We start from the raw sequence: 22,598 nt of genomic DNA, 5'->3' as shown, positions 1-22,598 counted from the left end.
TCGAGCGGTGCAGTCGAGACATTATCGGTCCGTGACTGCACCGCCTTCCCGACGAAGATCGAGCAGGCGCATCACCCGCGTCGCACTCACCCCGTGAACGAGGACGGAGAGGACGACGGTGAAGGCCACCGTCGACCACAACCATTTCTCGTCGTCCACGCCGGCTTCCGCAGCGGCGTACGCGAGATAGTAGATCGACCCGATTCCGCGAACCCCGAAGAACGCGGTGACCCGGCGCTCGGGGCCGGACATCTCCTCGCAGCCCAGCAGCGAAACCCATCCGACCAGCGGCCGGATGACGAACACGAGGGCTGCCGCGACGAGAACCCCACCCCACGTCAGTCCGGTCAGCAGACCGGAGGTGAGTGCCACCCCCAGCAGGAGCAGGACGGCGAGGGTGAGCACGTGTTCGAGTTGCTCGATCAGGCTGTGCATCTCGGCGTGGTAGTCGTGGGCCCGCTCCGTCCGGCGGATGGCGACCGCGCAGGCGAAGACGGCAAGGAAGCCGTATCCCCCGGCGAGTTCGGTGAGTCCGTAGACGGCGAACGTGGCGGCGAGCGCGAAGATGGGTTCGCTGCGTTCGGCGAGGCGCATGTGTGTGATCGGGAAGCGGAAGACCGCGCGGCCGAACAGATCACCGGCAATCCATCCCAAGGCCGCGCCGATGACCACCTTGCCGATCAGCTCCCAGGCCACCCACTGCACGATCCACTGCTCGATCGGCCCCTTGCCGATCATGAACAGCGCCAGATACACGAACGGGAAGGCGAGAGCGTCGTTGAGCCCGGCCTCCGAGGTGAGCGCGAACCGTACCTCGTCGTCCTCCCGATGGGACTCGCCGCCCGACGTGGGACCTTCCACCTGTACGTCGGACGCCAGCACCGGGTCGGTGGGTGCGAGGACGGCCCCGAGCAGGATCGCGACGGCGGGGGTCAGTGCCGCCACCCACCAGCCGAGTAACGCGACCGCGGCGATACCGAACGGCATCGCGATCAGCAGCAGACGCCACGTCGAATTCCACGTCCGCCAGCCCAGAGGCCGGTCGATCGCCAGTCCCACACCCATCAGGGCGACGATGACGCACGTTTCACTCAGGTGTTCCGTCACGGCCGGATGCAGCGCCGGCGACAGGGTGTCGGTGCCCGACTCGCCGAGAAACAGGCCGCCCCCCGCCCCGACCGCCAGGACGATCAGCGGCGCCGAGACGGCACGGTCCTGGAACAGGCGCGGAACGGTGGCGGCGAGCAGAAGTGCCAGCCCTGCGGTCAGGAAGGCGAGATCGGTGTTCAGTGCGATTCACCCACCTCGCCACGCAGCAGGGTCGCCATCCGTGCGTCGAACGCCACGAACAGAACCCGGGGAATTCCCGCGTCCGACTCACGGACGGCACCGACCGCCTGCCGGACGGCGTCGTCCGCCGGCCAGCCGTACACCCCGGACGAGATCAGCGGGAACGCAACGGACTGCGCGCCGAGATCCGAGGCCACCGCCAGGCTGCTGGTGTAGGCGCTGCGCAGGGTGGCCGACCGATCGTCCGAAGCGGAATACACGGGGCCGACCGTATGGATCACCCATCGAGCCGGCAACCGGCCCGCCGTCGTCGCGACCGCCTGTCCCGCCGGGAGCCCGTCCGGCAGCGTGGTGGCCCGCAATTGCCTGCATTCGGCGAGGATCTCCGGACCACCGGCCCGGTGGATGGCGCCGTCCACGCCCCCACCGCCGAGCAGTCCGGAGTTGGCGGCGTTGACGATCGCGTCGACCTCGACCGTCGTGATGTCACCCTGAACTACCTCGATGGTGGTCATCACCCCATTATCGTCGCGAGGTCACCGCGACCCGCACGATCAGCCCGGCGACCAGCGCCCAGAACGCGGACCCGATGCCGAGGATGCTCACGCCGGACGCGGCGATCAGGAAGGTGACGACGGCGCCTTCCCGTTCGCGGACGTCGTCGAGGGCGGAGGCCAGTGCCCCGCCGAGAGTCCCGAGGAGCGCGAGACCGGCCACTGCCTCCACGACGCCCTCAGGGGCTGCGGCGATGAGGGAGGCCACGGCAGCCGAGCACGCCGCGAGGACCAGGTACGCCCAGCCTGCCGTGAAGGCCGCGACCCACCGCCTCCTGGGGTCGGGATGCGCGGACGGCGCGGCGGCGAGGGCGGCGCTGATGGCGGCGAGGTTGATGGCGTGTCCACCCGCGGGCGCGCCCACCAGGGTCCCGACACCGGTCACGAGCATGGCCGGCCGCCACGGCACCCGGTAGCCGAAGGAATTCATCACGGCGGTTCCGGGGATGTTCTGGGACGCCATCGTCACGATGTACAGCGGGATCGCGATCCCGATCATCGCCTGCCACGTCCACGCCGGCGCGGTGACATCGAGTCTCGGCAGGAGCGCGCTGGTGTCCAGTCCGTCGCTGCCGGAGGCGAGACCGACCGCGATCACCACTGCGGCGGCCGCGAACGCGGCCGGCACCGCCCACCGGGGCGAGTACCGCTGCAGAACCAGCCACACGAGAACTACGGGCGCGACGGCCAGCGGAGCGTCACGCAGCGCCAGCACCGGCGCCAGGCACAGCGGCAGCAGCACCCCTGCGAGCATCGCCTGCGCCAACGCCGGGGGGATGGCCGCGATGAGCCGTCCCAGCCGCGGCCACAGTCCCGTGAGGATCACCGCCGCCCCCACGACGACGAATGCCCCGACCGCGGCGGGCCAGCCCCCGCTGACCGTCCCCGCACCGGCGAGGAGAGCGGCGCCCGGCGTCGACCACGCCAGCGTGATCGGCATGCGGTAGTGCCGCGACATCCACAGCATGCCCAGCGCCTGAGTGACACACAGCGCCAGCAGTCCCGACGCTGCCTGGGCGGAATTCGCGCCCACCGCGGTCAATCCGGTGAGTACGACCGCGAACGAACTGGTGAAGCCCACCAGGGCGGTGACGATTCCGGCGCTGATCGGCTGGGCGGCGGAATCGGGTGTACGCACATCACTGTCGGGCACAGACATAGGACGCGATTCTGCCCGACGCGTGGTCCGGGTGATCCGTGGCATTAGGGTCGGCACGGTGAAACACGACGACGCCCCCGCCCTGCCGACCGCCGCCGACTTCCCCGCCCTGTGGCCGCTGCCGACCCGCTGGGAGGACAACGACCACTACGGGCACGTCAACAACGTCACGTACTACTCGTACTTCGACACGGCCGTCAACGGCTGGCTGATCGCGACGACGGGCACCGACATCCGTGATCTGCCCGCCATCGGCGTGGTCGCCGAGACGTCCTGCAAGTACGTCAGCGAATTGACGTTCCCGGACCGCCTGCAGGTGGGGTTGTCCGTCGAGAAGCTGGGCACCCGGAGCATCGTGTATGCGCTCGCGATCTTCCGCGAGAACGACGACACGCTCGAACTCGCGGCTCTCGGCCGGTTCGTTCACGTGTACGTGGACGCGAAGACCCGGAAGCCGGTGCCGATCCCGGCCGAAATCCGGAGCGCTGCAACCCTTCTGGTGGAGCCGGACGCCGTCTGAACATCCGGCGCCACCAGGGGGTTCAGCGCAGGCCCTCGGCCTCCGCCGTTGCCACCGCCCGGGCGACGATGCCGTCGATCAGCGCGACCGTGGGCGCACCGGTCTCGGCCTTGTTGCGGGGGTCGTCGATCACCCGGCGCAGGACGCCTTCGGCGATGATCGCCAGCTTCCACAACGCCAGAACGTGCCAGTACCCCACATGCGTGACATCGCGTTTCGTGTGGTGGACGTAGGCCTCCACGAGGTCGGCACGGGTGGGGAACCCCTCGAGCGTGGAGGCGGGGAACGGTCCCGCGTCCTCGTCGCCCGCCTCGGGCCAGTAGGCCAGCAACGCGCCGACGTCGGCGAGGGGGTCGCCCAGCGTGCACAGTTCCCAGTCGACCACCGCGACCACCTCACCCTCCTCGGGCGAGGTGATGACGTTGCTCAGGTGAAAATCACCGTGCACCAACGACAGTTCGGCCTGCTCCGGCATGTTGCGCTCGAGGATGCCCGCCAGGTCCTCGATCGCCGGTACGTCGCGGGTACGGGACTTCTCCCACTGATCCGTCCACCGCTTCAACTGCCTTGCCGCGTAAGGCTTGTGACTGGCCAGGTCCTCCAGCCCGGCGTCCCCGAGATCGACCGCATGGATCTTCGCGAGAGCCTTCGGCATCGCCAGACCGACGGCATTCCTCTGTTCGGGTGTCAGCTTCTTCGCCACGCCGATGCTGTCGATCACCACCCCCGCGACGTAACTCATCAGCACGAGCGGCGCGTCCGTGACCTCCGGATCATCCGTGAGCCCGAGGATCTTCGGCACCGGAACGTCGGATCCCTGCAGCGAGGACAGAATCCGATGTTCGCGGACCACGTCGTGCGCCGACGCGAGCAGATGTCCGAGCGGTGGCCGCCGCAGCACCCACCGTCCACCACCCGCGTCGCTGACCGCGTACGTGAGATTCGACTGACCGTTCCCGATCCTCTCGAAGCTCAGCGGCGCGATCGCTCCCACACCGAGTCCGGCAATCCACGCAGAAACGGCATCTTCGTTCAGCCCCACAGCATTCACGCGCTCGATGCTAACCGCTCCGAAGCCCGATGCGGAGGGAACCGGTCCGCACCGCAGGTCGCGGCCCTAGGGTGGCAACAGTGAGGCCGATTCGGCCGGAACTGGAGGGACCGACGTGGAAGTTTTCCTCATCGTGTGCGGCGTGCTCCTCGCCGTGAGTGCCGTCGCCGTGAGCATTCCCAAGCTGAGACTGAAGGGAACCGCGTGGACGGGGCTGCAATCCCGGGGCCTGAGCAGGCAACAGGTCCGGCTGATCGGCGTGGCGGAACTCGCCGGCGGTGTCGGCGTTCTCGTCGGCCTCTACTGGACTCCACTGGGAGTGATCGCGACGGTGGCGCTGCTGATTCTCCTCTTGTGCGCAATCGCCTTCCATGTCCGGCACGGCGACTACGGCAATCCCAACACCAGGGCCGTCGCGATGCCCGCGGTCTACCTCGCGTTGCTGGCCGTCCTCGCCTCGATCGGGTTCGTGTTCGCGGGGTGATCCGGGGTTCTCCGGCAATTGCAGCAACAACCTGGTGTCGGTTGTGTCCGAATTGGTCATTAGACGCAGCATGACACACCTGCAACCCCCAAAACTGGGCATTCTGCTCGAAGCCGGCGGTGCCACTTGCGCACTTCGCGTTCTCGTGGATGCTGTGAAGTAGGACACACACCTGCCCTACCGCAGTACCCGTCTCCAACGAACCCACAAGGTTCACGGACTCGACAACGCGAGGTGACCCCGATGGTCGACAAGATTGCCTATCCGGTCCAGCTCATCCAGCCGGACGGCCGACGGGTCTTCAGACCCGACTACACGAGCCTGGTCCGCGACATCGGACCCGACCAACTGCGCGACCTCTACGAGGACCTCGTGGTCGCGCGTCGGATGGATGTCGAAGCGGTCGCGCTGCAACGCCAGGGCGAACTCGGACTCTGGGCTCCGATGCTCGGGCAGGAAGCCGCACAGGTCGGCTCCGCCCGCGCCCTCCGTCCCGACGACTACGCGTTCATCAGCTACCGCGAACACGCCGTCGCCTACTGCCGGGGCGTGGACCCGGGGGTGATGACCCGCATGTGGCGCGGATGCGCCCATTGCGCGTGGGATCCGAGTTCCGTGAACGTGACGAATCCCGCGATCGTCGTCGGCTCCCAGGGATTGCACGCCACCGGATACGCCATGGGCGCCCATCTGGACGGTGCGGAGATCGCGACGATCGCCTACTTCGGCGACGGCGCCACCAGTCAGGGCGACCTCGCCGAGGCCCTCGGCTTCTCGATGAGCTTCAACGCGCCGGTCGTATTCTTCTGCCAGAACAACCAGTTCGCGATCAGCGAACCGGTCCGCCTGCAGAGTCCCGTCCCCATCGCCCAGCGTGCCGCCGGGTACGGCATGCCCGCCCTCCGGGTGGACGGCAACGACGTTCTCGCGGTCCTCGCGGTCACCCGTCAGGCCACCCAACGGGCCCGCGAAGGCAGTGGGCCGACATTCATCGAGGCCATCACGTACCGGATGGGCCCCCACACCACGTCGGACGATCCCACCCGGTATCGGGCGGCAGCGGAGACCGAGATCTGGAAAGCCCGCGACCCGATCGACCGGATGAGGCGCCTCCTCGACCGGGAGGGCCTGCTCGACGACACGTTCCTCGCCGGAGTGCAGGCCACCGCCGACGACGTCGCGGCGCGACTGCGGTCCGGGACCATCGGTGCGCCCGATCCCGAGCCGCTCGACCTGTTCGAGCACGTGTATTCCACCGACCACCCACTCATCGACGAGGAACGCGAACAGTACGCCGCGTACCTCGCGGGCTTCGCAGGCATCGAGGAGGCACTGTCATGACCACCACCACGCTGTCGCTCGGCGCCGCACTCAACGCAGGCCTCCGGCGCGCTCTCGAACACGACCGCAAGGTCGTGATCATGGGTGAGGACGTCGGACGCCTCGGCGGGGTCTTCCGCGTCACCGACACCCTGCAGAAGGATTTCGGCGACAACCGGGTCATCGACACCCCGCTCGCCGAATCCGGAATCATCGGCGCCGCCTTCGGCATGGCCCTGCGCGGTTACCGGCCCGTCTGCGAGATCCAGTTCGACGGGTTCGTCTATCCCGCGTTCGACCAGATCGTGTCGCAGGTGGCCAAGATTCACTACCGCACCCAGGGCAGGGTCACCGCGCCCCTCACGATCCGGATCCCGTACGGCGGCGGCATCGGTGCGGTCGAGCACCATTCGGAGTCGCCGGAGGCATACTTCGCGCACACCGCCGGACTGCGCGTCGTCACACCCAGCAACCCGGCGGACGCGTTCCACATGATCCAGCAGTCCGTCGCGGCGGACGACCCGGTGGTGTTCTTCGAACCGAAGCGGCGGTACTGGGACAAGGCCGAGTTCGACGTGGACGCCGAACCGGACCTGCCGCTGCATCGGGCCCGGGTGGCCCGGGAGGGCACGGACGCCACCATCGTCGCGTACGGCTCCGTGGTGCCGACGGCACTGTCGGCCGCGGCCATCGCCGCCGACGAGGGGCACTCCCTCGAGGTGATCGACCTGCGCTCCCTGTCGCCGATCGACTTCGACACCATCGAGGAGTCGGTTCGCAAGACCGGAAGGCTCGTCGTCGCACACGAGGCGTCGACGTTCCTCGGCCTCGGTGCGGAGATCGCCGCCCGCATCTCCGAGCGGTGCTTCTACCAGCTGGACGCGCCCGTCCTGAGGGTCGGCGGATTCGACGTCCCGTATCCCCCGGCGAAGCTGGAACTGCACCACCTGCCGGACGCCGACCGCCTGCTCGACGCGGTCGATCGCAGCCTCGCGGCCTGATCGCACTCATCGGAGGAGAGGAGCCGTCCGTTGGCGCAGGAATTCCGCCTACCCGATCTCGGTGAGGGGCTGACGGAGGCCGAGCTGGTCTCCTGGGCCGTCGAGGTGGGCCAGACGATCGAACTCAATCAGGTGATCGGAGAAGTCGAGACAGCGAAGGCGCTCGTCGAGTTGCCTTCGCCGTACGCGGGTGTCGTGGAGGAATTGCTGGTTCCGGCGGGCGCGACGGTGCCGGTCGGGACGCCGATCATCCGGATCGCGACGGATGCGGCCACCGAGGAACCACCCGCGCGCACGCCCGTTCTGGTGGGGTACGGGCCCGAGGCCGCCGCCGAGAGCAAACGCGCTCGGCGGAAGCTGGTGACCGCTCCGGAGACCGGCACGTCCGGCCCGCACCGTCGGCGCCCCGACGCGTCGCCGGCAGCCCGGGCGGCTGCACGGGAACTCGGGGTGGACCTCGCCGTCATCGCGGGGACGGGGCCGTCCGGTGCCGTCACCCGAAGCGACGTGGAATCCCATGCGGGTTCGGCCGGGCAGGCCCTGCCGTCGGCATCCGGCCCGGCGCCGTCGGAGCGCGAGACCCGCACCCCGATCCGCAGCGTCCGGAAGCAGACTGCGGCGGCGATGGTCCGCAGCGCGTTCACCGCCCCGCACGTCACCGAATTCGTCACCGTCGACGTCACCCGGTCGGTCGAACTGCTCGAACGCCTGCGGGAGAACCCCGCCTTCGAGGGACTGTCGGTGACACCGCTGAGCCTGGTGGCGAAGGCGATGATCGTCGCGCTGCGCGAGAACCCGAGCCTCAACGCCTCATGGGACGAGGAGAACCAGGAGATCGTCACCAAGCACTACGTCAATCTCGGCATCGCCGCCGCCACGCCCCGCGGTCTGGTCGTCCCCAACATCAAGGAGGCGCAGTCGCTGAGCCTGCTCGAACTGTGCCGCGCGATCACCGAGCTGACCGCGACTGCGCGCACAGGCAGAGCCGAGCCCGCGCAGCTGACCGGCGGCACGGTGTCGATCACCAACGTCGGGGTGTTCGGTGTCGACGCGGGCACACCCATCCTCAACCCCGGCGAATCGGCCATCCTGTGCCTGGGCAGCGTCACCAGGAGACCGTGGGTCCACGAGGACGAACTCGCGGTGCGGTGGGTCACCACCCTGAGCGTGTCGTTCGATCACCGGGTGGTCGACGGCGAGCAGGGGTCGAGGTTCCTGTCGTCCGTCGCGGCGATGCTGCACGATCCCGCCTCACTGCTCGCGCACCTCTGATCCTCGGTACGTTTGGTCGGTGAGCACTTCCCGAGCGTCCGCGGTCGACACGCGGACACGAGTGGCCGAGCCGCTCCGCCGGGCCCGTGCGGGAACGTTCGGGATCTTCGGGATCAACGGGTTCCTCCTCGGCATGTGGGTCGTGCACATTCCGGCGATCGAGGACCGGACCGGCATCAGCCACTCCACACTGGGTTCGCTGCTGCTCCTGCTGGCGGTCGGCGCGATCGGCGGCATGCAGGTCAGCGGTCCGCTGGCCGACCGATTCGGCAGCAGACGGATGGTGATCATCGCCGGACTCGTGTTGTCGGCCGCCACCGTGGGTCCGGGGCTGGCCTCCGCGGCCTGGCAGCTCGGCCTCGCCCTGCTCGTGTTCGGCTTCGCGAACGGCGCACTGGACGTGTCGATGAACTCGCAGGCCGTCGAAGTCGAGCAGCGGTACGGACGGCCGATCATGTCGGCGTTCCACGCCCTGTTCTCCGTGGGCGGGGTGGCGGGATCACTGCTCGGAGCGGCGACGCTCGCCGCCGGATGGGAACCCCTGACCGCGCTACTGACCGCCGCCGTCGTCGGGGTCGTCACCGTCGCCGCGGGCTCGCGGTGGCTGATGGCGGACCGTCCCCGCTCTCGGCACGAGATCGCTCCCGCCGAGAAGGCACAGGGCCGGCTGTCCACGCGGGTCCTCGCACTCGGTGGCATCGCCTTCATGCTCATGCTGTCGGAGGGTGTCGCGAACGACTGGAGCACCCTGCAGGTCAAGGAACACCTCGGAACGTCGGATTCCGTCGCCGCCCTCGCGTTCGGAGCGTTCTCGGTGATGATGACGGTGGGCCGGTTCACCGCGGACCGAGTGAGCGGCGCGCTCGGTCCCGTCGCCGTCGTCCGCTACGGCACCCTGATCGCCGCCCTCGGAATGCTGCTCGTCGTCGTCTCGGGGCTGCTCCCGCTCACCGTCCTGGGCTGGGCGCTGTTCGGCCTCGGGTTGTCGGGCTGTGTCCCACAGATCTTCACCGCCGCGGGCAACCTCGGCGCCGGTTCCGCGGGCACCAACATGTCCCGGGTGGTCGGGCTGGGATACGTGGGATTCCTCGCCGGCCCGGCCACCATCGGCTGGATCACCCAGGTGGTTCCGCTCACCGTCGCGATGGTGGTGCCCCTGGCCTGCGTGCTGGTGGCCGCCACGTTCGCGGGGGCCGTCCGGCGCACCTGACACTCGGCACCCGACCGATTATCGGGACACACGCTCGCCGCACGAACAGGACCGTTCACCGACCTCACAGCGGCCTCTCATCGATCGTTCAGCGTCGGTTGGCACACTGTGTGTCGTGACCGAATCGACTAGCAGGCTGCGTCGCAGTGTTCGTCGCCTCGCCTTCGCCGCGGCGGGTGTGGTGGCACTGTGCGCGCTGTACCTCATCCGCCCCCAATCGTCGGGTCTCGTCCTCCCGGAGGCACTCCGACCCGTCGCTGATCCCGTGATCCAGGCGATCGACGTCACCACGGTGCTCGCAGCGACCGTGGTCCTCGCCATCGTCGCGGCGATGCGAAAACTTTCGTACGGCATGGGTGCGGTACTGCTGCTGTGTATCGGCGCGAATCTCACCAGCGCCGCTGTCCGGGCGTGGGAATCGGATGCGCCGTCGGTGCTCCTGCCGAGCGGGCACGTCGTCGCCGTCACCGCGCTGTACGGTTCGGCTCTGCTGGTGTCGGCGCCGCGGTTCCGGCCCGTCATCGCGGGGCTCGGTTTCGCCGTCGTCCTCGGTGTCGCAGGGGCCGCTGCGCTGGTCGGGCCAATCGGCATCTTCGGCCTCGCGGCCAGTGTGGTCATCTTGGCAATCTGGTGGGCGCTGGCGTCCACCCTGATGCTGTACTCCCCCGTCGCCGCCGAGCGTGAAGAGCGCAGGCCCGACACCGCGGCCATCGCCTTCTCCCGGCACCGCGGCAGTCTGCGCCTCTGAGGCGCTTCGCGCCCGTGCGTGGTTAGCGAGTCTCTGGACTCGTCAACCACGCACGGGCGGCGGAGCCGCTTACAGGGCCTTGAGTTCCTCGGTGACCTCGGCGACCGACTTCTTCGCGTCCCCGAACAGCATGGAGGTGGTGTCGGCGAAGAACAGCGGGTTGTCGATGCCGGCGAACCCGGAGTTCATCGACCGCTTGAGCACGATCACCGACTTCGACTGATCCACGTTCAGGATCGGCATCCCGTGGATCGGCGACGACGGGTCGTTGCGGGCGGCGGGGTTGGTGACATCGTTCGCACCGATCACCAGGGTGACGTCGGTGCGGGCGAACTCGTCGTTGATGTCGTCCATTTCCTTCATCGCGTCGTACTCGACGTCGGCCTCGGCCAGCAGCACGTTCATGTGCCCGGGCATCCGGCCGGCGACCGGGTGGATGGCGTACTTGACCTCCACCCCCTTCGACTCGAGCAGCTTGGCCATGTCCTTGACCGCGTGCTGGGCCTGCGCGACCGCCAACCCGTAGCCGGGGACCACGATCACCTGGTTGGCGTATGCCATCTGGATCGCCGCGTCCGCCGCCGAGGTGGACTTCGCCGTCTTGGCGGTGCCGTCCCCGACCGCCGCCGCGACGCCGCCGCCACCGAACCCGCCGGCCACGATCGCCGGGATGGACCGGTTCATCGCCTTCGCCATCAGGTTGGTCAGGATCGAACCCGACGCACCGACGATCATGCCGGCCACGATCATCGCCTGATTGTTCAAGGCCAGGCCGGCGGCCGCCGCGGACAGACCCGTGAGCGCGTTGAGCAGGGAGATCACCACCGGCATGTCGGCGCCGCCGATCGGCAGCACCACCATCAACCCGAGCACCGCCGCCAGCACCAGCACCCCCACGATCCACCACTGGCTGGTGGGGCCGGTCGGGTCGATCGCCTTGATCCCGATGATCACCGCGAGTGCGACGGCCCCGATCAGCAGCACCGCATTCAGCGGCTGCTGCAACCGGCCGATGCCGATCGGCCGGCCGGGCAGGGTTTCCTGCAGCTTCAGGAACGCGATCACCGAACCCCAGAAGGAGATCGACCCGATGATCGCCGCGAACAGCGAGGCGATGACGATGTGCACCGTCGGCGACTCACCGTGCGCGAAGGCGGTGAACCCGTCCGAGTCGAGGAATTCGGCGTACGCGATCAGGGCGACGGTGCCGCCGCCGACCCCGTTGAACAGGGCCACCAGCTGCGGCATCGCGGTCATCTTCGTCCGCAACGCCGGCGGCACCCCCAGCACCACACCGATCACCAGACCGGCGACGATCAGCACCCAGTTGGAGGTGTCCCGGATCGCGATCAACGTGGCGACCACGGCGACACCCATCCCGACCGCGGCGATCTGGTTGCCGCGGACCGCGGTCTTCGGGCCGGTCAGGCCCATCAGACCGTAGATGAACATCGCGAACGCCACGATGTACAGAACGTTGACCAAATACTCCATTACTTGTCCCCACCCTTCTGGGCAGCAACGGCGGCGGGGGCGGTGGGCTTGGACTTGAACATCGCCAGCATCCGGTCGGTGACCACGAAACCACCGACCACGTTGATCGTTCCGAACACCAGCGCCACGAACAGGATCACCTGCAGACCCCACGGCGGGTTCTCGACCTTGCCGAGCACCACCAGCGCGCCGAGCACGACGATGCCGTGGATGGCGTTCGTGCCCGACATCAGCGGGGTGTGCAACGTGTTCGGGACCTTGGAGATCACCGCGAACCCGACGAACCCGGACAGCACCAGGATCGCGATGTTCGCCAACAATTCGGTATACATCTAGGACACACCCTCCTCACGGGTGACGCAGGACGCGGCGAGGACCTCGTCCGAGAAATCGGGGGCCAGCGCCCCGTTTACGAGCATCAGCTCGAGCAGCGCGGAGATGTTCTTCGAGTACAGCTCCGAGGCGTGCTCGGGCATGCTCGCGGGCAGGTTCAGCGGCGAGCAGATCGTCACCCCGTGCTTGACCACGGTCTGACCGGGCTCGGTGAGCTCACAGTTACCGCCGGTCTCCCCGGCCAGGTCGACCACCACCGATCCGGGCTTCATACCCTCCACCGCGGCCGCGGTCACCAGGCGCGGCGCCGGACGGCCCGGCACCAGGGCGGTGGTAATGACCACGTCGAAGCCCTTGATCGCATCCTCGAGCGCCTGCTGCTGCTGCGCGCGTTCGGCCTCGGTGAGCTCGCGGGCGTAGCCGCCCTCACCGGCGGCGTCGATCCCCAGATCGAGCCACTGGGCACCGACCGAGCGGACCTGGTCGGCGACCTCCGGGCGCACGTCGTAGCCGGTGGCCCGGCCGCCGAGACGCTTCGCCGTCGCCAGGGCCTGCAGGCCGGCGACACCGACCCCGAGCACCAGCACCGTCGCCGGCTTGACGGTGCCCGCGGCGGTAGTGAGCATCGGGAAGAACCGGGTCGACTCCGACGCCGCGAGCAGCACCGACTTGTACCCGGACACGTTCGCCTGCGACGACAACGCGTCCATCACCTGGGCGCGGGAGATCCGCGGGATCGCCTCCACCGCGAACGCCGCCACCCCGGCCGACTTCAGCGCGGCGACCTGATTGTCCTGATTGCGGGGGGCGAGGAACCCGATCAGGGTCTGCCCGGCATGCAACCGGCCCACTTCCTCGTCCGACGGCGGCGCGACCTTGACGATCACGTCCGCCGACCACGGGTCGGCGATCTTCGCCCCCGCCTCGGTGTACAACTCGTCCGGGATCAGCGCGCCCAACCCGGCACCCGACTCGACCACCACGTCGACGCCCTTGGCGATCAACGACGCCACGATCTTCGGCACCAACGCCACCCGACGCTCACCGTCGTTCGACTCCCGAACGACGCCGACCGTCGGGCGCGCAGTGGACGCGCTCTGCGATGTATCCATGTATCGACTTCCTGCGGTAGATGGTGTGTGTGCCGCGACGAGCGGCGATCAACCGATGATGAGCGGAAATATTTCCCCCGACTCGACTGAGTTAGCTGATAGTAGCCAGAGAACGCGTGACGTAGGGAACAGAGAAGTCCGTGGGTAGGCGTCTGAATCGAGTCCGAACAGTCGTTCTCACAGATGTTTCTGCTCGTTTGTGAACCCGGTCACAGGGTGTTTGGTCGTAGTCTGACGGTAGACAGCCGCAAGGAAGCGGAGGTTCGGCCATGAGCACACCGAAGGAACGGAGCGCGGAGGACGTCACCGCGGATCCGCCGGTCGTCGTCGAGCGGGTCTACGACCATCCGACCGAGGGCGACGGGCTGCGCCTGTTCGTGGACCGGCTCTGGCCGCGGGGGCTTCGCAAGGACGCGTTCCATTTCGACGACTGGGCCAAGGACCTCGCTCCGTCGACGGAGTTGCGTCACTGGTACTCGCACGACGTCGCCGCGTTCAGCGAGTTCCGCGAGCGGTACGTTCACGAGCTCGATTCGCCGACCGGCCGCAAGGCGGTCGCGCGGGTGCAGGAACTCGCGCAGGGGCGGCCGATCGTTCTCCTCACCGCGACGAAGGATGTCAGTCACAGTCACGCCGAGGTGCTTGCCGAGTACATGCTGGATCGGTTGTGACCACCCACCGCGACGACGCCGCGCCTCTCACCGAACCGGACGACGACCTCGGCGGCGACCCCGTCTGCTGGCTCGACCGCGTGTGCCCCGACTGCGGGTCGTTCCTCACCGATCGCACCGCGGGCACCTGCCCGCGCTGCGGGGCGGCGCGGGACAGGTGACGTGCGGGAATTCAGCCGGCGTTCAGGTACCGGGCACGGAGTTTGTGCTTGACGAGTTTGCCCGTGGGTGTGCGCGGCAGGTCGTCGGAGAAGTCGATGCTGCGCGGCGCCTTGAAGTGACTGACCCGGTCGCGCACGTAGTCGAGTAGTTCGCGGGCGACGGCATCGGACGGCTCCACGCCGTCGACGAGTTGCACGACGGCTTTGACCTGTTCACCCATCTCCTCGTCGGGCACGCCGATCACCGCGACGTCGAACACCTTGGGATGCATGGTGAGAACGTTCTCCGACTCCTGCGGGTAGACGTTCACCCCACCCGAGATGATCATGAACGCGGCGCGGTCGGTGAGGTAGAGGAAGCGGTCGGCGTCGATGTATCCGATGTCGCCGCTCGTGGTCCACGTCGGATGGTCGGGGTGCGTCGCGGATTCGGTCTTGGCCGGGTCGTTGTGGTATTCGAACGGCCGTTCCTCCCTCTCCCAGTAGACGGTTCCGATGTCACCGGTGGGTACGTCCACACCGTCGTCGTCGCAGATGTGCACGATGCCCATGACCCCGTCGTGACCGACCGATCCCGGCTTCGCGAGCGCCTGGGCGCTGTCGATGAACGTGGCACCGGCGCCCTCCGTGGACGCGTAGTACTCGTGGATCACCGGGCCCCACCATTCGATCATCGAACGCTTCACGTCGGGCGGGCACGGCGCCGCCGCGTGGATGGCCACCTTCAGACTCGACACGTCGAACTTGTCGCGAACGTCCTTCGGCAGCTTGAGCATCCGGACGAACATCGTCGGAACCCACTGGCTGTGGGTCACCCGGTACTCCTCGATGAGCCGCAGCGATTCCTCGGCGTCGAAGCGGTCCATCAGGACGATCGTGCCGCCGACTGAGGTGATGGTGCCGCAGAAGCGCAGCGGCGCTGCGTGATACAGGGGTGCAGGGCACAGATAGACGGTGTCGGAATCGAATCCGTACATCGGGGCGAACACGGCGGTGTACGGATCCATCGTGGTGTCCACCTCGCCCTCGGGGAGCGAGGGTTTGATCCCCTTGGGTCTGCCGGTGGTGCCCGACGAGTACAGCATGTCCTGCCCGCGGGGCTGCGAATCGAGCGGTTCGGCGGACTGCGCCGCCACGGCGTCCTCGTAGCTGTCGAATCCGTCGAGTTCGCCGCCGTACACCAGACGGTGGCGGACGTGGGGAAGCTGATTCGGGTCGCGCGGCACGGCGCCGCCGGCGTCGGCGGACACGATCAGCACCTCGGCCCCGCAGTCGTCCACGACGTAGCCGGCTTCCTCCGGGGTGAGGTGCCAGTTCACCACGGTGATGTACAGCCCGGATCGCAGGGCCGCCCAGTACACCTCGAGGACCCGGAGGTCGTTGCTCGACACGAGCGCCAGATGGTCGCCGACGGTCAGGCCGAGCGAGAGCAGGTGCCGTGCGAGGCGGGTGGACCGCTCGTCCAGCTCCCGGTAGGTCAGCTGCTCCCCCGTCGCGGGACGAATGACAGCGGGCTTGTCCGGGGTGGTCGCGACGAAGTTTCCAGGGAACATCCGCACTCCTTTTGTTAATGGAGATTCTCACCATCGGTCTACCACACCGAACCCGGGACGGGGAGACCTTCGACGCCGTCACCGGCGCATTCGTCCGCCCGCGGCGAAAACGCTCGGACGCCCCGGCGGGAGGTCCTAGAGTTGAGGCAAAAGGAGGCGTCCGACCCGTGAATGCCCTGCAGAAGGAACCGATCCTCGACGCACTGTTCGAGGAATGGGACGTACTCGACGAGGTGCTGTCCTCGTTGTCCGGCGACACATGGTTCACACCCACCGCGCTGCCCGGGTGGACCGTCCACGACGTGACCGCGCATCTCATCGGCACCGAGTCACTCCTTGCCGGAATCTCCGCACCACACACCAGCATCGACGTCCGCGGCCTCGCACACGTGCGCAACGAGATCGGTGCATTCAACGAGGAGTGGGTCGAGGGACTGCGCGGGTGCTCCGGCCCCGAGATGCTCGAACGTTTCCGGGCGATCGTCGCCCGGAGGCGGTCGGAGCTGAGCGAGATGACCGACGAGGCATTCGAGGCCGAGACCACCACGCCGGTCGGGCCGGCGCCCTATCTCCGGTTCATGCGCATCCGCGTGTTCGACTGCTGGATGCACGAGCTCGACCTGCGCGACGCACTCGCATTGCCCGGCGACGAGGGCGGCCTGCGTGGGGAGACGGCGTTCGAGGAGATCGCGGGCGCTGTCGCGTTCCTCGTCGGCAAGCGCGGCAAGGCCCCGGACGGGTCCAGGATCACCCTGGCGCTGACGGGTCCGCTCGCGCGGAACATTCACATCGCCGTCGACGGCAGGGCCGCGGTGGTCGACGAACTGCCGTCCGAGGCCACCACGACCGTGACTCTCGACTCCCGGCTGTTCACCCGGTTGGCGGGCGGCCGGACGACGGCGGCGGATCACCGCGACGAGATCTCGCTGAGCGGGGACGCCGCCGTGGGCAAGAGGATCGTCGACAACCTCGCGTTCACGATCTGACCGCGGTGCGCCTGTTCCTGTCCTCGTATCGGTTCGGTGCGGATCCCGCGCGGCTGCTGTCGTTGGTCGGCCGGCCGGGGCGCGTGGGGGTGATCGCCGCGGCCGCGGACGCGTGGCCGCGGACGGCGCGGACATCCGCGGTCGTGAGTGACGTGATGCCGCTGACGCGGTTGGGCTTCTCCCCGGAGGAGGTGGATCTGCGCGACTACATCGGCAGCGACGGGCACGCGCGGTCCGCCGCGCTGAAGGAGCGGCTGGACGGTTTCGGCATGCTGTGGGTGCGCGGCGGGAACACGTTCGTGTTGCGCGCGCAGATGGCCCGGAGTGGGGCGGACCGGGTGATCCCGGAACTACTGCGGAGCGATTCGCTGGTGTACGCCGGTTACAGCGCGGGCGCGTGTGTGATGACTCCGACGCTGCACGGTCTCGACTCCTCCGATGACCCGGCGGAGGTGGTCGCAACGTGCGGCATGGAGCCGCTCTGGGACGGCCTGGGCGTGGTGCGCTTCGCGATCGTGCCGCATCACCCGCCTGCGGAGCTTTCAGGGGCCGAAGACGCCGTGCCCTTGGAGGACGCGGCCGCCGTTCGGCGCACTGTCAACGCATTGAGGCTCGCCGGCGTCGAGTACCGCACCTTGACGGACGATCAGGCGATCGTCGTGAACGGAGATCGAACCGAACTCGTGTGACGACGGCGAGCCCTGCGGCGGGAAGGCCTTCAGCCGAAGACGGCGACAGGCACGGACGGAGCGAACGGGGCGACGCGGTCGAGTGCGGCCCAGGTGACCTCGCAGCGCTTGGCGGTGACTTCGTCCGCGTCGGCGAGGAGCGTGTTCAGGAGGGTCTTCGGGTTCAGGCGCCATTCCTGCACCATGGACCGAACTTCCTCGTTGGTGAACAACCCCGAACCGGCCAGTGCGAAGATCCATTCGTCGAACTCGCCACGGTGGATCTGTTCGATGGAATCGTAGTCGATGCCACCGTCGAGGAACTCGTACGAGAACATCGCGGAGATGTAGCTGCTGGGATCTCGGTGGAGTGCATTCATCGGTGCGGGTCCTTCCAGGGTCGGTGCGGCAAAACCCGGCCCCAACCGTGTTCTAGCTCACTTTTCGTGAGAATCTCCGTTTGGGTGTAACGCCTCGCCGGTGTTTGACGATGCAAGACGCTAACCCGTAGAAGTGAGTTTTTGCATTGCCTGGTCGATACGATCCGGTAACGGAGTGACGAATGTGACCTGTGTTACACCCGATTCGTCCGGTTCCATGCGGTCAACGGGACGCCCCTACCTGCATTTTCTCCTCCGGACCCGGTTGCATACCCCATCGGCGGGACCCCGGAAAAAATTCACCCCCCTGATCCCACATCGTGAGACTCCTACGCGTAAGTAACTAACAGATGGACTATTGGGGTCTCGCTTCCAGGCCGAACGTCCAGGTTGGAGCGATATCCGAGCAATCGGGTCGGAATCGGTTCAGTTGGACGTGTGACCAATTCGAGGACACCCGTGGCCCGCTGGGTTACCGTCGGGGCCTCCGACACCCGCATTTCAGGAGTCACGATGACGGTCACCGACGACGCACTCGCGACGCTCGCCGCCGCGCTCCCCCAGGGATGCCTCGTCACCGATCCGGACATCCTGGCCTCCTACCGCCAGGACTGGGCGCGCGATCCCGACGCCGTCCTCCCCCTCGCCGTCGCCCGCCCCACCACCACCGAGGAAATCCAGGTGGTGATGCGCTGGGCGACCGAGCACCGCGTCCCGGTGATCCCGCGCGGTGCGGGATCCGGGCTCAGCGGCGGCGCCACCGCCGTGGCGGGCTGCGTGGTGGTCAGCACCGAGCGAATGCGCCGGATCGAGGTGGACCCGGTGACGCGGATCGCCGTCGTCGAACCTGGACTGCTCAACGCCGAGGTCAAGGCCGCGGCCGCCGAGCACGGACTCTGGTATCCGCCGGATCCGTCGTCGTTCGAGATGTGCTCGATCGGCGGCAACGTCGCGACCAACGCCGGTGGCCTGTGCTGCGTCAAGTACGGCGTCACCACCGACTACGTCCTCGCACTGCGCGTCGTCCTCGCGGACGGGACGGACGTCCGCCTGGGCGGGCCGCGCCTGAAGGACGTGGCAGGCCTGTCGCTGACCAAGTTGTTCGTCGGGAGCGAGGGAACCCTCGGCATCGTCACCGAGGCGACGCTGAGACTGATCCCGGCCCAGCCGCCGTCGAGCACCCTCGTCGCGTCATTCGCCTCCGTCCAGGCCGCCGCCGACACCGTCCTGGCCATCACCCGCACGCTGCGGCCGTCGATGCTCGAATTCATGGACCGCGCCTCGATCGGCGCCGTCGAGGACGCGCTGAAGATGGGCCTGGACCGGACGGCGGAGGCGATCCTCATCGCCCGCTCGGACGCGCCCGGTGCGATTGCGGCCGAAGAGATTTCCGTGATGGCGGACGCATGCACGGCGAACGGCGCGTCCGAGGTCTTCACCACCGACGACCCCGAGGAGGGCGAAGCCTTCGCCGCGGCAAGACGATTCGCGATCCCCGCCGTCGAGCGGCTCGGGAGCCTGCTCCTCGAGGACGTCGGGGTCCCGCTCCCGAAACTGCCTGCGCTGGTGGAGGGAATCGCGGTCATCTCCCGCGAGCGTGACGTGATGGTCGCGGTGATCGCGCACGCCGGCGACGGAAACACGCACCCGCTCATCGTGTTCGACCCCGAGGACGCCGCGATGGCCGAGCGCGCACACGTTGCCTTCGGCGAGATCATGGACCTCGCAATCTCTCTCGGCGGCACGATCACCGGCGAGCACGGCGTGGGCCGGCTGAAGAAGGCCTGGCTGCCCGACCAGTTGGGCGAGGACGTCATGGAATTGACGCAGCGGATCAAGAACGCCCTGGACCCGCTGGGGATCCTCAACCCCGGAGCGATTCTGTAGCTACGCGGTTCGGGTGCGAGACCCAATGGTTACCCTAGGGGCTGGTGTGACAGGTGAGGTATTGCTAGCGTGACCGGACCCGACTCGATTCGTCGCAGAGAGGTGCGCTCGTGACCAGACTCCGCCGTGTCGCCTCCCTGGCGATGCCCGCCTTACTCGCTTCTACCTGCACGTTGTTCACGATGACGCCACCTGTTGCGACGGCGGCGCCGTGCCTCGGGACCGGCAGCCTCGGGTCGAGCGGATCGAACCAGGGCATCAACCCCATTCCCTGGCTGAACGGAAGCGACGGTCGCCTTCCCGAGCTCCGTGGCAAAACTCAGGCTATCGCGCACATCACCGGGCCGCGCAGCTCCAACGACACGATCGGCAGGTTCCGGGTGCTCGGCACCGACCTCGGCATCATGTGGGACAACGGCGGAGGTGAGATCCTCACCGCGTTCGGTGACACCGTCGGACTGAGCGACAACCCGCTGTGTGGTCTGGTCGGCGACTGGCGCAGCAACATCCTGTTGCGCAGCTCCGACAAGGACCTCACCGACGGGATGGGCATCGACAATTCCCCGATCGACGCCCCGAACCATTCCAAGGAGATCATCCAGAGCCAGAAGGTCCCGGGTGTGGAGCAGACCGTCATCCCCACCACCGGCATCTCGGTCGGCGAGGGTCCCGGCGCGACGCAGTACATCAACTACATGTCCGTGCGGAGCTGGGGCGCCCCCGGCGAGTGGGACACCAACGCGTCCGGCATCGCGTACTCCGTGGACAACGGCGAGAACTGGGTCACCGACCCCCTGACGCTGCGGCCCAACGTACCGGGCACGGGCGCCGAGAACTTCCAGATGGGCTCGTACGTCAAGCACGACGGATTCGTCTACGCGTTCGGCACGCCGTCGGGTCGCTCCGGCGACGCCCGGTTGTCGCGGGTGAAGGAAGCGGACATCCGGAACCTCACTTTGTACGAGTACTGGGACGGCAAGGCGTGGGTGAAGGCCAACGCGACCGTCGCCGCACCGGTCATCCCCGGACCGGTCAGCGAGTTGTCGGTGCAGTTCACCCAGTACCTCGGTCAGTTCGTGGCGATGTACACCGATGCCGGCAATTCGGTGGTCATGCGCCGGTCCGACCACCTCGAATCCGGCTGGAGCGAACCCGAGGTGCTGGTGAGCAGCCGGGACGTGCCCGAGCTGTACGGCGCGTACATGCACCCGTGGTCGCAGGGATCCGATCTGTATTTCTTGGCCACCACCTGGTCGGACTACAACGTCATGCTGCTGCGCACCGACCTCGCGGACTGACGGTAATCTGCGAGTGACAGCGTGCGCGGGTCAGCGCACGCCACACGAGCAGAGGAGCGGTCTGTGGCGGCCACGGTGGAGCACGACGTGTCGGAATCCCGGTTCGAGATCTACCTCGACGGCCAGCTGGCCGGATACGCCGACTACTTCGAGCGGAACGGTGCCCGCGACTTCCACCACACCGTGACGTACCCGCAGTTCCGAGGGCAGGGTCTGGCCGCGGAGGTGGTGAAGGCCGCCCTCGACGACACGAAGTCCCGCGGGCTCACCGTGATTCCGTCGTGCTCGTACGTCGAGAAGTACATCGCCGAGAATCCGAGCTATGCGGAGCTCGTCTGATCCGGTCCGCCTGACCGTTCGCGCGACGTGCCTGGTCGCCGCGGCGGTCGTGCTGGCCGGCTGCGGTTCCGGCGACGGTTCCGAGACCGGTCCGGCGTCCGCGCCGACCACGTCGGTGTCCGCGCAGCCCGGCGCGTTCGTGGGTGAATGCGGCTCGCTGACCGACGCCGAGGTGTACGAGCGGGCCGGGATCACCGGGCTCACCCCGGTGTCGCGCAACGGCATCAAGTGCCGGTGGGAAGCGGACGGCGGCGAACGGTACGTGATGTTCACCTGGTACCGGGGCAGCCCCATCGACCGGGAACGGTCGGTGGCCAAGGGCATCGGTCACGAGGTCCGCGACCTCGAGATCGCCGGGCATCGCGGATTCTCCTCGCAGAACGTCGGGTTCTGCGAGGTGGCGCTCGGCACGGGTGCCGACTTCGTGCACTGGCTGGTCCGCTACGGCACGGGCACCGCACCCTCCGACCCGTGCGCGGCCCCGACCGCGCTCGGCCGGCTGACGTTGGAGAAGGTCAAATGAGCGGCGGCCGCCGGCTCGCCGCGACGGTGGCGGCGGCGGCGATGATGCTGGCCGGCTGCGGCACCTCCGTCACCGGCAACCCCCTACCCGAAGGCGCGGCCGCCGCCGAAGAAGGCGGCTCGCCGCAGTTCGACAAGCTCCTCCGCGAGTGCGACGCGGTCCCGAACGACAAGATCGCGGAGACCCTCCACGGCGCCGGCATCGACCAGTACTTCTTCGGCGCGGTGTGCATGTGGACGGTGTCGTCCGCCGCCGGATCGATCGACGTGACGTTCGGCTGGTTCGAGAACAACTCGCTGCAACGGGAGCGGAGTGTGGCGGACCAGCTGGGCTACCAGGTGGAAACCACGTCGATCGCGGGCACGTCGGCGTTCAGCGCCCGGCGCCCGGGTGATTCGGCGACGTGCGGGATCACCGCCGCCTATTCCGGCGTCATCACCTGGTGGGTGCAGCAGCGCTCGGGCACCGGCGACCCGTGCGACGGAGCGCGCACTCTCGCCGAACTGACCCTGCAACGCAACCAGTAGCGGCCGAAATTCGGTCGCGGTGGCCTCGACCTCGCTGTTAGCGTCGAAGCACCACCG

Annotated in this window: 25 protein-coding genes; 16 read left to right on the top strand and 9 right to left on the bottom strand. The window is 68.1% G+C overall.

The features are described 5' to 3' along the window. Positions 1-21 precede the first annotated feature (21 nt). Genes OYT95_RS30790 through OYT95_RS30780 form a run of 3 tightly spaced genes read right to left on the bottom strand, consistent with a single transcriptional unit; the run spans position 22 to position 3,003 of the window. Positions 22-1,290, bottom strand: a complete 1,269-nt coding sequence (locus tag OYT95_RS30790) for a cation:proton antiporter (protein ID WP_174233757.1) — start codon at positions 1,288-1,290, stop codon at positions 22-24. Beyond that, the gene (locus tag OYT95_RS30785; RefSeq protein ID WP_112298696.1) at positions 1,287-1,805 is read right to left on the bottom strand and encodes an O-acetyl-ADP-ribose deacetylase; all 519 of its coding nucleotides are present in this window, start codon (positions 1,803-1,805) and stop codon (positions 1,287-1,289) included. Before OYT95_RS30785 ends, OYT95_RS30790 begins: the two co-directional genes overlap by 4 nt. 7 nt (positions 1,806-1,812) lie before the next feature. After that, positions 1,813-3,003: a benzoate/H(+) symporter BenE family transporter gene (locus OYT95_RS30780; protein WP_268789944.1), complete on the bottom strand. Its 1,191-nt coding sequence runs from the start codon at positions 3,001-3,003 to the stop codon at positions 1,813-1,815. Between the two features lie 58 nt (positions 3,004-3,061). On the opposite strand from OYT95_RS30780, the gene OYT95_RS30775 reads away from it, so the two are divergent. After that, positions 3,062-3,523 (top strand): acyl-CoA thioesterase, encoded by a 462-nt coding sequence (locus tag OYT95_RS30775; RefSeq protein ID WP_268789943.1) that lies wholly within the window; start codon positions 3,062-3,064, stop codon positions 3,521-3,523. Between the two features lie 22 nt (positions 3,524-3,545). Here OYT95_RS30775 and OYT95_RS30770 read toward each other — a convergent pair whose 3' ends face one another. Beyond that, positions 3,546-4,574, bottom strand: coding sequence for a phosphotransferase family protein (locus OYT95_RS30770; protein WP_268789942.1), 1,029 nt, complete (start codon positions 4,572-4,574; stop codon positions 3,546-3,548). Between the two features lie 115 nt (positions 4,575-4,689). On the opposite strand from OYT95_RS30770, the gene OYT95_RS30765 reads away from it, so the two are divergent. The 6 genes from OYT95_RS30765 to OYT95_RS30740 all read left to right on the top strand — a co-directional run bounded on the left by OYT95_RS30765 (position 4,690) and on the right by OYT95_RS30740 (position 10,609). Next, the gene (locus tag OYT95_RS30765) at positions 4,690-5,058 is read left to right on the top strand and encodes a DoxX family protein (RefSeq protein WP_268789941.1); all 369 of its coding nucleotides are present in this window, start codon (positions 4,690-4,692) and stop codon (positions 5,056-5,058) included. Positions 5,059-5,301: 243 nt separating this feature from the next. Beyond that, complete coding sequence (gene pdhA, locus OYT95_RS30760; protein ID WP_268789940.1) at positions 5,302-6,399, top strand: pyruvate dehydrogenase (acetyl-transferring) E1 component subunit alpha; 1,098 nt, start codon at positions 5,302-5,304, stop codon at positions 6,397-6,399. Next, positions 6,396-7,379 carry an alpha-ketoacid dehydrogenase subunit beta gene (locus OYT95_RS30755; protein WP_037240105.1) on the top strand — a complete coding sequence of 328 codons (984 nt, stop codon included), beginning with the start codon at positions 6,396-6,398 and terminating at the stop codon, positions 7,377-7,379. The genes pdhA and OYT95_RS30755 overlap by 4 nt, the downstream gene beginning before the upstream one ends. A 30-nt stretch (positions 7,380-7,409) precedes the next feature. Next, positions 7,410-8,651: a dihydrolipoamide acetyltransferase family protein gene (locus OYT95_RS30750; RefSeq protein ID WP_268789939.1), complete on the top strand. Its 1,242-nt coding sequence runs from the start codon at positions 7,410-7,412 to the stop codon at positions 8,649-8,651. A gap of 61 nt (positions 8,652-8,712) precedes the next feature. Continuing rightward, entirely contained in the window at positions 8,713-9,861 is a 1,149-nt protein-coding gene (locus OYT95_RS30745; RefSeq protein WP_268792294.1) for an MFS transporter, read from the top strand. A gap of 115 nt (positions 9,862-9,976) precedes the next feature. Then, positions 9,977-10,609, top strand: coding sequence for a hypothetical protein (locus OYT95_RS30740; RefSeq protein WP_268789938.1), 633 nt, complete (start codon positions 9,977-9,979; stop codon positions 10,607-10,609). A gap of 69 nt (positions 10,610-10,678) precedes the next feature. On the opposite strand, the gene OYT95_RS30735 is transcribed toward OYT95_RS30740, so the two are convergent. The 3 genes from OYT95_RS30735 to OYT95_RS30725 are packed head-to-tail and all read right to left on the bottom strand — an operon-like array spanning position 10,679 to position 13,548. Beyond that, positions 10,679-12,103 carry an NAD(P)(+) transhydrogenase (Re/Si-specific) subunit beta gene (locus tag OYT95_RS30735; RefSeq protein ID WP_112298703.1) on the bottom strand — a complete coding sequence of 475 codons (1,425 nt, stop codon included), beginning with the start codon at positions 12,101-12,103 and terminating at the stop codon, positions 10,679-10,681. Beyond that, positions 12,103-12,435 (bottom strand): NAD(P) transhydrogenase subunit alpha, encoded by a 333-nt coding sequence (locus OYT95_RS30730; RefSeq protein ID WP_268789937.1) that lies wholly within the window; start codon positions 12,433-12,435, stop codon positions 12,103-12,105. The genes OYT95_RS30735 and OYT95_RS30730 overlap by 1 nt, the downstream gene beginning before the upstream one ends. Continuing rightward, positions 12,436-13,548 carry a Re/Si-specific NAD(P)(+) transhydrogenase subunit alpha gene (locus OYT95_RS30725; RefSeq protein WP_268789936.1) on the bottom strand — a complete coding sequence of 371 codons (1,113 nt, stop codon included), beginning with the start codon at positions 13,546-13,548 and terminating at the stop codon, positions 12,436-12,438. Between the two features lie 269 nt (positions 13,549-13,817). On the opposite strand from OYT95_RS30725, the gene OYT95_RS30720 reads away from it, so the two are divergent. Next, entirely contained in the window at positions 13,818-14,219 is a 402-nt protein-coding gene (locus OYT95_RS30720; RefSeq protein WP_037227035.1) for a DUF488 domain-containing protein, read from the top strand. Next, positions 14,216-14,380 (top strand): hypothetical protein, encoded by a 165-nt coding sequence (locus OYT95_RS30715; protein ID WP_268789935.1) that lies wholly within the window; start codon positions 14,216-14,218, stop codon positions 14,378-14,380. The genes OYT95_RS30720 and OYT95_RS30715 overlap by 4 nt, the downstream gene beginning before the upstream one ends. A gap of 11 nt (positions 14,381-14,391) precedes the next feature. On the opposite strand, the gene OYT95_RS30710 is transcribed toward OYT95_RS30715, so the two are convergent. Continuing rightward, positions 14,392-15,933, bottom strand: coding sequence for an AMP-binding protein (locus tag OYT95_RS30710; RefSeq protein ID WP_268789934.1), 1,542 nt, complete (start codon positions 15,931-15,933; stop codon positions 14,392-14,394). A 167-nt stretch (positions 15,934-16,100) separates the two neighbouring features. Here OYT95_RS30710 and OYT95_RS30705 point away from each other — a divergent pair, with 167 nt between their 5' ends. Both OYT95_RS30705 and OYT95_RS30700 read left to right on the top strand, forming a co-directional pair. Next, positions 16,101-16,919, top strand: a complete 819-nt coding sequence (locus OYT95_RS30705; protein ID WP_112298707.1) for a maleylpyruvate isomerase family mycothiol-dependent enzyme — start codon at positions 16,101-16,103, stop codon at positions 16,917-16,919. A 5-nt stretch (positions 16,920-16,924) separates the two neighbouring features. Then, positions 16,925-17,608 (top strand): Type 1 glutamine amidotransferase-like domain-containing protein, encoded by a 684-nt coding sequence (locus OYT95_RS30700; protein ID WP_128641776.1) that lies wholly within the window; start codon positions 16,925-16,927, stop codon positions 17,606-17,608. Between the two features lie 29 nt (positions 17,609-17,637). Here OYT95_RS30700 and OYT95_RS30695 read toward each other — a convergent pair whose 3' ends face one another. Further along, the gene (locus OYT95_RS30695) at positions 17,638-17,967 is read right to left on the bottom strand and encodes a hypothetical protein (protein WP_005254150.1); all 330 of its coding nucleotides are present in this window, start codon (positions 17,965-17,967) and stop codon (positions 17,638-17,640) included. Positions 17,968-18,480: 513 nt separating this feature from the next. Here OYT95_RS30695 and OYT95_RS30690 point away from each other — a divergent pair. The 5 genes from OYT95_RS30690 to OYT95_RS30670 all read left to right on the top strand — a co-directional run bounded on the left by OYT95_RS30690 (position 18,481) and on the right by OYT95_RS30670 (position 22,541). Next, positions 18,481-19,854: an FAD-binding oxidoreductase gene (locus OYT95_RS30690; protein ID WP_268789933.1), complete on the top strand. Its 1,374-nt coding sequence runs from the start codon at positions 18,481-18,483 to the stop codon at positions 19,852-19,854. 110 nt (positions 19,855-19,964) lie between these two features. After that, the gene (locus tag OYT95_RS30685) at positions 19,965-21,152 is read left to right on the top strand and encodes a DUF4185 domain-containing protein (protein WP_268789932.1); all 1,188 of its coding nucleotides are present in this window, start codon (positions 19,965-19,967) and stop codon (positions 21,150-21,152) included. A 63-nt stretch (positions 21,153-21,215) separates the two neighbouring features. Continuing rightward, entirely contained in the window at positions 21,216-21,491 is a 276-nt protein-coding gene (locus OYT95_RS30680) for a GNAT family N-acetyltransferase (RefSeq protein ID WP_112298712.1), read from the top strand. Continuing rightward, positions 21,475-22,014 carry a DUF3558 domain-containing protein gene (locus OYT95_RS30675; protein ID WP_268789931.1) on the top strand — a complete coding sequence of 180 codons (540 nt, stop codon included), beginning with the start codon at positions 21,475-21,477 and terminating at the stop codon, positions 22,012-22,014. Before OYT95_RS30680 ends, OYT95_RS30675 begins: the two co-directional genes overlap by 17 nt. Then, positions 22,011-22,541, top strand: a complete 531-nt coding sequence (locus OYT95_RS30670; protein ID WP_268789930.1) for a DUF3558 domain-containing protein — start codon at positions 22,011-22,013, stop codon at positions 22,539-22,541. The genes OYT95_RS30675 and OYT95_RS30670 overlap by 4 nt, the downstream gene beginning before the upstream one ends. Positions 22,542-22,598: the final 57 nt, after the last annotated feature.

This window comes from Rhodococcus sp. JS3073, from assembly GCF_026810085.1.
Lineage (GTDB): Bacteria > Actinomycetota > Actinomycetes > Mycobacteriales > Mycobacteriaceae > Rhodococcus_F > Rhodococcus_F wratislaviensis.
Note: the sequence above shows the minus strand (reverse complement) of the source record. Positions and strands in the feature narration are given on the sequence as shown.